Genomic DNA, 8,991 nt, shown 5'->3' with positions numbered 1-8,991 from the left:
AGCCGTAGGCGTTTTCGCCCGCAACATAGTAAAGGCGACATAGCCCATAAACAGCGCGAAAAAGCCGGCCAGATACAGCGAGCTGATACGGGCGGCAACAAAAGTGGCGGCAAAAGTGCCCACTATAACGCCCGGCGCCATGGCTTTAACCACGGGCCAAATTACACCGCCACGGGCATGGTGCGCCCGCATGCTCGACAGTGATGTCATGACAATGGTCGCCATAGACGTACCCAGTGCCAGATGCACCACTGCCTCGGGTGCTATACCCTGGGCCAGAAAAATAGTGGTCAGCAGTGGCACCATGATGCCGCCACCGCCAATACCCAACAAACCTGCCATTACACCGGCAAAACACCCCAGCGCCAGAAAGGCCAATATCCACTCAATTGCCATCTTTGGCCTCCTTGTAAAAACTGGCAGGCAACATACCCTGATTTAACAAAACTGGCAAAAAATTGCGGCAGGAAAACCGCAACCGCAGAAGTTTGGTTATTACGCTGCTGGCAGTCATAATTCTGCCTTAATGCCATGCTATAACTGCGCCCGCTATGGATAAATACTTATATTTTTTACGTCATGCAACAGCAGAAGTGATCCGGCCCAATCAGCTGGATATAGACCGTTGCCTGATTGAAAAAGGCCGCTTGCAGGCGCGGCGTGTCGCGGCTTTTATGCAGCGCTATGCGATTACGCCTGAAGCTGTGTTCAGCAGCCCTTACCCAAGGGCGGTGCAAACGGCCGCGATAGTACGCAAAGAAGCTGGTTTAGCGCAGGTACAGGAGCTGCCCTGGCTGGCACTGGAGACGGGCGCTGTGACGTCATCTACGCTGCTTCGGCAACTGCTACCTAACTTACCTGCGCATACGCTGTTGGTTGGGCACGAACCGGATTTATCGGCGCTGATCAGCCGCTTGCTGGATAGCGGCGGCAGTGTCTTTAAAATTAAAAAAGCCTCACTAACCTGCCTGTGTTATCAGCACGACAGCCAGACCTTTCAGCTGGAATGGTCAATACCGGCTAAATTTATGTAGTTTTCCACCCGCGGCGTTAACCGTTATAGTGCAGGCTAAGGTTAAAGCCGGGACTTATTCAATGGCCGATTTTCTGTTTGTTTATGGCACGCTACGCCGTGCCTGTGCCCATCCTATGCATGCCGTGCTGGCTGCTGACAGCCGTTATATGGGGATCGCGCATTATCAGGGCAAACTTTACCGTGTCAGCCATTACCCTGGCGTAGTGCCCTCAGGTAACCCGGCGCAGCAGGTAGTGGGCGAGGTATATCAGCTGCTTAAACCAGCGCAAACACTGGCGGAGCTGGATCGCTACGAAGAGTGCAGTGCAGATTTTCCGCCACCGCAGGAGTACCGTCGTGTATTGCAGCAGGTTACGCTGGAAAATGGCGACAGCGTCAATGCTTGGGTGTATCTGTATAACCGTCATCTTAGTGGCTTGAAACAGATAGTCAGCGGCGATTATCTTGATGGTTTGCTCTGGTAATAAAAAAGGCCGCAATGCGGCCTTTTTAGCATTTAAAGCAGTGCTTAGTGTCTAAAGTGACGCACGCCGGTAAATACCATTGCCATACCGTGCTCGTCGGCGGCAGCGATAACTTCCGCATCGCGCATTGAACCACCTGGCTGAATTACCGCTGTGATACCTGCAGCAGCTGCAGCGTCGATACCGTCGCGGAACGGGAAGAACGCATCAGATGCCATTACTGAGCCTTTAACTTCCAGGTTTTCATCAGCGGCTTTAATACCGGCAATTTTGGCGCTGTACACGCGGCTCATCTGGCCGGCGCCAACGCCGATGGTCATGCTGTCTTTTACATAAACAATGGCGTTTGATTTAACAAACTTAGCCACTTTCCAGCAGAACAGTAAGTCTTTTAATTCCTGCTCGGTGGGCTGGCGCTTGGTAACAACTTTAAGGTCGCTGGCGGCCACTTTGGCCTGATCACGATCCTGCAGTAACATGCCACCGTTAACCTGCTTAATATCCAGTGCCGCTGTGGCCGGGCTGAATTCACCACATACCAACAAACGTACGTTTGGCTTGGTGCCAACAATGGCAACAGCTGCGTCAGTCGCGTTTGGTGCAATAATCACCTCAACAAACTGCCGGCTGACAATTTCTTTGGCCGTGGTTTCGTCCAGCTCGCGGTTAAAGGCAATAATGCCGCCAAAGGCCGAGGTTGGGTCGGTTTTATAGGCGCGGTTGTAAGCATCTAAAATGCTGTCGCCAATCGCCACGCCACACGGGTTAGCGTGCTTAACGATAACACAGGCTGGCTCAGCGAATTCTTTTACGCACTCAAGGGCCGCGTCAGTATCAGCGATATTATTGTAAGACAGCGCCTTACCTTGCAGCTGTTTAGCGGTAGACACTGACGCTTCAGTTGCGCCTTCCTGCACATAGAACGCTGCGCTCTGGTGGCTATTTTCGCCGTAGCGTAAGTCTTGCTTTTTCACAAACTGCGCGTTGAAAGTACGTGGGAACTTGGTCGCTGGCTCGGTTGGGGTGTCGTACGCCGGCAGCATAGCGCCAAAGTAGTTGGCAATCATGCCATCGTATTGGGCTGTGTGTTCAAAGGCGCTGATCGCTAAGCTAAAACGGGTAGCGTGAGTTGTCGCGCCGCCGTTGGCCTGCATTTCAGAGAGCACCATATCGTAGTCTTTGGCATTAACGATAATGGTCACGTCTTTATGGTTTTTCGCTGCAGCGCGCACCATAGTCGGGCCGCCGATATCGATGTTTTCCACGGCATCTTCCAGCGTACAGCCTGGTTTGGCAACGGTGCTGGCGAACGGGTACAGGTTGACTACCACTAAATCGATAGGACCGATATTGTTGTCGGCCATTACGCCTTCATCAACGCCACGGCGGGCCAAAATACCACCGTGAATTTTAGGGTGCAGGGTTTTTACCCGGCCGTCCATAATTTCCGGGTGGCCGGTATAGTCAGAGACTTCAGTTACCTTAATGCCTTGCTCGGCCAGTAATTTGGCTGTGCCGCCGGTTGATAGAATATCCACTTGCTGCGCCGCCAAGGCACGGGCAAATTCTACGATACCGGTTTTGTCTGACACACTTAGCAGTGCGCGGCGGATGGGTCTTAGTGTCGTCATGGTAGACTCTCATTTAGCTTGCAGAAATCGGGTTAAAACTTAACGCCAGTTTAGCGCATGGGCAGATGTCAGCTTGCTCTAAGCTAACCGTTGAAGCCCTGGATGGCTGACAAATTCGCATGGAGCGAATTTGAACAGCATCGCTGGTCCCGCAGGGGCAAACTTCACGGATGAAGTTTGTAAAACGAGCCCCCAGGGATGGGTTTACGGCGTGTTGGCGTGAGCAAGGTGGCAGCTGCCACTAAATTCATTGAGTATTCTGTTTCTGTCCTGAGTGCCGGTGTAAATGCGGGCTTAATGCGTAAAATTCCTCAGGTGCAGTAAATAAAAAAGCACCCGAAGGTGCTTAGTAGCGGGGCGAACCCCGCGTTGGCATTAACTCATGCCGTACTGTTTCAGCTTCTTACGCAGCGTACCGCGGTTGATGCCCATCAGGTTAGCCGCGCGGGTTTGGTTGCCGCGGGTGTATTTCATCACTTCTTCCAGTAACGGACGCTCTAATTCAGATAATACCAGTTCGTATAAATCGTTAACGTCCTGACCGTTTAATTGCTGCAGGTAGTTAGCAACAGCTTTCTGAGCTGCAGTGCTTAAAGCTTGTGGCTTTTCCTGCGTTTGTACGTGGGCGTTAGTAATAAATGGCGAAGTAACGTTCGAATTAAACATTGCTTTTCTCTTTTACGTTAGGTTGCTGCTAGTTGATGAAAATAGTCATTTAAGGCGTCAAGCTGCTGTTTAGCACACTCAATGCCATTGAATTCACTACGAAACACACCGAGCGTATCGTGCTCGGCTAAATACCAGCCCACATGTTTGCGGGCAATGCGGTAACCGGCCTGCTCACCATAAAGTTGGTGTAAACCCTGCACATGTTCCAGCATGATCTGACGCACCTCTGCGACTGCAGGTTGCGCCAGTTTGTCGCCAGTGGCCAGATAATGCACCACTTCGCGGAAAATCCATGGTCTGCCCTGTGCTGCGCGGCCAATCATGATGGCGTCAGCACCGGTGTAATCCAGCACATAACGGGCTTTTTCCGGCCCGGTAATATCGCCGTTGGCAATCACCGGGATCGACACGCTTTGCTTTATCGCGCGGATGGTGTCATATTCCGCTTCACCTTTGTACATGCAGGCTTTCGTTCTGCCATGCACAGCCAGTGCCTGTATGCCGTTATCTTCAGCTATACGGGCGATCTGTACGCCGTTTCTGTTGTCGGTATCCCAACCGGTACGTATTTTTAACGTAACCGGTACTTGCACTGCATTGACTACCGCACAGACAATTTGTTCCACCAGCTCGGGATACTGCAATAAAGCAGAACCTGCCAGCTTCTTGTTTACCTTCTTCGCCGGGCAACCCATATTGATATCGATAATATCGGCGCCGATATCAACATTGTATTGGGCCGCTTCAGCCATTTGCTGCGGATCTGAACCGGCAATTTGTACCGAACGGATACCGGATTCCTGCCGGTGGCCCATGCGATTCTGTGACTTTTCGCTCTGCCACACCAGCGGATTGCTTGACAGCATTTCAGATACAGCTAAAGCAGCACCAAAACGCCGGCAAAGCTCACGAAAAGTGTGATCGGTTACTCCGGCCATCGGAGCACAAATTACCTTGTTCGCTAACTGATATGGACCTATGCGCACCACTGAATCCAAGGCTCTACCCGTAAGGGGCGCTAAGTTTACGGATTTTTGCCGACAAAGCAAAGGCTAATATTTAAACAAAAGTGTAAATTTACTGGGGTTTGCAGTCTTGACATTCGCTAAACGGCTGAAAATTGGTGTTTTGTAAAGCAAGGGCAACGGTGTAATGCGGTGTAGCGGAAATGAAAATTGTAGGGTTGTTTAATTTGTCACCAATCATTTAGACAACAGAAATATCAAATTACGTTGTAACACTGAAACGGTTTGCTCACACCAACACGCCGTAAATACATCCCTGTAGGCTCCTTTGCGCCCGTCCGGGGCTCCAACGGTTGGTTTAGAGCAAATCGTTTCAGGTCCATCTGATATTGTTGTTTATGTTCCTAACCAATCTACCTGGCCGCGCGCCTGGCGGCGTTTAATCATCAGTTCTTCCACCAGTGGTGTTAAAATCAGCTCCATCGCCAGGCCCATCTTGCCACCAGGCACCACCAGTGTATTAACCCGTGACATAAAAGAGCCGTTAATCATTTGCAGGTAATAGGGGAAGTCGACATGTTTGATACCGCGAAAGCGGATCACGACAAAGCTTTCATCCAGTGACGGGATATCTTTGGCGCTGAACGGGTTTGAGGTATCCACCGTCGGGACACGCTGAAAGTTAATATGGGTGCGCGAGAACTGCGGCGTAATATGGTTAATATAATCGTCCATACTGCGCACTATGCTGGCCTGCACGGCTTCGCGCGAGTGACCACGCTCTGAAGTGTCGCGGATAATCTTCTGGATCCACTCTAAGTTAACGATTGGCACCATGCCGATCAGCAAATCGACATGTTTGGCCACATCGTGCTCATCGGTTACGGCGCCGCCGTGTAAACCTTCATAAAACAGCAAGTCGGTATTAGCGCGCAGATCCTGCCAGGGGGTAAAGGTGCCCGGTAGCTGGTTATAGGGCACCGCTTCATCAAAAGTATGCAGATAGTGACGGATTTTTCCGCTACCGGTTTCGCCATAACTGGCAAAGAAATTTTCCAGCGCACCAAAGTCATTGGCTTCAGCACCAAAATAACTGATATGACGGCCTTGTTCTTTGGCTTTGCGGATGGCCACTTCCATTTCAGGGCGGCTGAAACGGTGAAAACAATCGCCCTCAACAAAGGCGGCATCGATATCCAGCGTACGGAAAATATGCTGAAATGCTGTCGTTGTCGTCGTGGTGCCGGCACCGGATGAACCGGTAATGGCAATAATAGGGTTTTTATGTGACATAGCTGCTATCCGCTGCTTTAACTGAACCTAACCTTAAAGCAACAGGCAAAGCGGGCGCAACTGTTTATTGGTTAGGCAGCGCGTTTACTGCCGGCATATAGCGCTAACTATATGCCGGATAAAGTAAAATTAGAATTGAAAGGTAGCAAGTAGCGGGTCGTGATCAGATGAACGGTACGGTGTTGGCGCGTACAACGACTTCTGCTGCTGTTCACTCTTATACTCAGTGTTATAGTCGAGCAGTGTCGGTTCATCAGCATTAATCGCCCAGTGTTGCATCGCCTTTAGCTGCTTTGCCAGTGCCGGGCTTGCCAGAGCGTGATCGAGTGAGCCAGTACGGCCACGGTAGACATAAGAGTAACTGCTACCCTCAGCAGCCTTAAGATACTGCCAGTTATTGCTGGTCAGCATCTGCAGCGGGTCTTCCATCCGGTAAGCATTTAAATCACCCAGGATAATCTGCTTATCGGTTTTAACGCCGGTAGGCTGGCTGCGCAGCCAGTCGCTCAAAGCTTTAGCTGATGTTGTACGCAGTGCATTCCAGCAGCCCTGACCATCCTGTTGATCGGCATCAGCAGAGGCTGCTTCTTTCGGGCAGCTGCCTTTGGATTTAAAGTGGTTAATGCTGACCGTTACCAGTTCATTGCTGGCCAGATGGCGGAAACTCTGTGCCAGTGGCGGTCGGCTGCCCCAGTCAAACGGCTTAGTCAGTAACATGGCGGCTTTGCCTTCCACGCTGACACTGGAAGGGCGGTACAGCAAGGCGACTTTTATTGCATCATCACCCGGTTGTTCACTGGTGATAATAAAGCGGTATGGCTTAGCGCTGACTTTATTCAATGCTCCGGTCAGACTTGCTAACGCGCTGTGCTGGCCATAACCGTTGTTTTCCACTTCCAGCAAACCGATGACATCGGCGTCCAGTGCCGCAAGCGCGGTAATGGTTTTAGCCCGTTGGCGTTCAAATTCGGCAGCAGAGCTGGCGCCACGCTTCGTAGGGAAAGCCGGGCTCTGGCCTGCACCATTAAAGAAGTTCAGCACGTTAAAGCTGGCAATACGCAGCGCATTTACTGGCTTGGCAGCTGGCTTGTCCGGCCTTGGGTTGTGTGCCTGATATACCGGTTGACGGCTTGGCACTATGCGGTAGCCACGGTCATCCTGCAGCACTATGCCTTCAATCCCGCTTAACGTATCACCAACCCGCAGGGTGTTGGCTGCACTGAGTGTATTACCGGCAAACATCACCGGGTCCGGGTTTTGTTTCAGCAGGCCATCATCTAACACCAGCATATGTAACTGTTGTTGTGCAGTCAGGGCTGCGGCCTCTGCACCGGGGTGCATAATTTCTGTTGCCACCATCAGCCGGGCATCTGCCAGCGTTATTTCGCCATAGCGGCCAAGATCATAAGTATCGTTGACAGTCAGTGTCTGGTTAAAGCGCACCAGTTCACCTTCCAGTTGTTCCCAGTCATTTAACTGCGCCAGAGGTAGTTTTACTGTCAGAGGAGTGACTGCAGCAGTGGCGTCGCAAAGCGTGATGCTGCTGATCTCCGTTAAGCTGGTAAAGTGTTTTAGCTCGGTCACTGTACCGCTTATCTGCAGTTGCTGGCCGGGTTGATATTGCTCTGCCACCTTGGCATCGGCAATAAACAGGCTGGAAGACGCACCACTAACTGCCGGCGTAGTTGCCCGCAGCATAACTCCGGCCATTTTTGTGCCCGGGTAAAGCCGGGCCGTGACGACGCCGCGGGTACTGACCCGTTGTCCGGCCAACGGGCTTGCATCTGTTGTGCCCTGTATAGTATCGATAGCGGTAAAGTTATCATTGCATGGCAGTGCATAAGCAAACTGAACGCTGAATGCGGCACTTAGTAGCGTCAGCGGCACAGATAGACGTAGTAGATTAACCATAAAGCCGTAATTCCGAATTAAAAAAGCAGTGTAGGCTGAGAGGATTAACAGACTATGACAACAGCCTTGCGCTGGTCATAGTCTGTGATGCGACAAACTTAGCCTTCTGGCCGGCAGACCGGGCCTGCCGCTTTAGTTCTGCTCGCGGGCGATGGCGCGATAGCCAATGTCAGTGCGACAGAACATGCCGTCCCAGCTGATTTTGTCCGCCAGCTGATAAGCCGCTTTTTGCGCAGAGGTAACATTACTGCCCAGTGCGGTGGCACATAGCACCCGGCCGCCGTTAGTTACTACATCATTGCCGTTAAACTCGGTACCGGCGTGAAACACTTTGGCAGAGGCGCTGTCGGCACCATCCAGGCCAGATATTACTTTGCCTTTGGCGTAGCTGTCCGGGTAGCCGCCTGCGGCCAGCACCACACCGACAGCAGCTTCAGAGGTGAAATCTATGGCTTTACCAGCCAGCTGTGTTTGCGTTGCCGCTACGCATAACTCAACCAAGTCGGATTGAAGCCGCATCATAATGGGCTGGGTTTCCGGGTCACCAAAGCGGCAGTTAAATTCCAGCACTTTGGCGCTGCCATCTTCAGCAATCATCAGGCCAGCATATAAGAAACCGGTAAACACCGTACCTTCGCTTGCCATACCGTTAACGGTTGGGTAAATCACGTTTTGCATCACCCAGTCATGTACAGCGGGTGTCACCACCGGTGCCGGTGAGTAAGCACCCATGCCGCCGGTATTTGGGCCTTTATCGCCGTTATCACGTGCTTTGTGATCCTGTGATGAGGCAAACGGCAGGGCAGTTTTGCCATCGACCATAACGATAAAAGAGGCTTCTTCACCGGTTAAGAACTCTTCAACCACAACGCGGCTACCGGCATCGCCAAACTTATTGCCAGACAGCATATCGTCGATAGCTGCAGCGGCTTCATCCTGTGTTTGGGCGATAATGACACCTTTACCTGCTGCTAAGCCATCAGCTTTGATAACAACAGGCAGGCCAAGTGTTTGCGCGAAGG

Annotated in this window: 9 protein-coding genes; 2 read left to right on the top strand and 7 right to left on the bottom strand. The window is 51.7% G+C overall.

Annotated elements, in window-relative coordinates:
• The coding region (locus VIN66_RS04700; RefSeq protein WP_331922913.1) for a sulfite exporter TauE/SafE family protein at positions 1 to 396 on the bottom strand (396 nt) is incomplete at its 3' end.
• A 155-nt stretch (positions 397 to 551) separates the two neighbouring features.
• Here VIN66_RS04700 and VIN66_RS04695 point away from each other — a divergent pair.
• Entirely contained in the window at positions 552 to 1,034 is a 483-nt protein-coding gene (locus VIN66_RS04695; protein WP_331922912.1) for a phosphoglycerate mutase family protein, read from the top strand.
• A 61-nt stretch (positions 1,035 to 1,095) separates the two neighbouring features.
• Positions 1,096 to 1,500: a gamma-glutamylcyclotransferase family protein gene (locus VIN66_RS04690; RefSeq protein ID WP_331922911.1), complete on the top strand. Its 405-nt coding sequence runs from the start codon at positions 1,096 to 1,098 to the stop codon at positions 1,498 to 1,500.
• A 44-nt stretch (positions 1,501 to 1,544) separates the two neighbouring features.
• On the opposite strand, the gene purH is transcribed toward VIN66_RS04690, so the two are convergent.
• The 6 genes from purH to purD all read right to left on the bottom strand — a co-directional run.
• Positions 1,545 to 3,131, bottom strand: a complete 1,587-nt coding sequence (gene purH / locus VIN66_RS04685; protein WP_331922910.1) for a bifunctional phosphoribosylaminoimidazolecarboxamide formyltransferase/IMP cyclohydrolase — start codon at positions 3,129 to 3,131, stop codon at positions 1,545 to 1,547.
• 375 nt (positions 3,132 to 3,506) lie between these two features.
• On the bottom strand, positions 3,507 to 3,797 hold the full coding sequence (gene fis, locus VIN66_RS04680; RefSeq protein WP_092789540.1) for a DNA-binding transcriptional regulator Fis: 291 nt from the start codon (positions 3,795 to 3,797) through the stop codon (positions 3,507 to 3,509).
• A 17-nt stretch (positions 3,798 to 3,814) separates the two neighbouring features.
• Complete coding sequence (dusB, locus tag VIN66_RS04675; RefSeq protein ID WP_331922914.1) at positions 3,815 to 4,786, bottom strand: tRNA dihydrouridine synthase DusB; 972 nt, start codon at positions 4,784 to 4,786, stop codon at positions 3,815 to 3,817.
• Positions 4,787 to 5,161: 375 nt separating this feature from the next.
• On the bottom strand, positions 5,162 to 6,058 hold the full coding sequence (locus VIN66_RS04670; protein WP_134057700.1) for a phosphoribulokinase: 897 nt from the start codon (positions 6,056 to 6,058) through the stop codon (positions 5,162 to 5,164).
• A 129-nt stretch (positions 6,059 to 6,187) separates the two neighbouring features.
• Positions 6,188 to 7,969: an ExeM/NucH family extracellular endonuclease gene (locus tag VIN66_RS04665; RefSeq protein WP_331922909.1), complete on the bottom strand. Its 1,782-nt coding sequence runs from the start codon at positions 7,967 to 7,969 to the stop codon at positions 6,188 to 6,190.
• A gap of 132 nt (positions 7,970 to 8,101) precedes the next feature.
• Positions 8,102 to 8,991: phosphoribosylamine--glycine ligase (purD, locus tag VIN66_RS04660; RefSeq protein WP_331922908.1), on the bottom strand; the 890-nt coding region annotated here is incomplete at its 5' end.

Origin of the sequence: Rheinheimera sp. (genome assembly GCF_036568245.1) — a bacterium.
Classification (GTDB): domain Bacteria; phylum Pseudomonadota; class Gammaproteobacteria; order Enterobacterales; family Alteromonadaceae; genus Alishewanella.
This window is presented reverse-complemented; position numbering and strand designations above follow the sequence as displayed.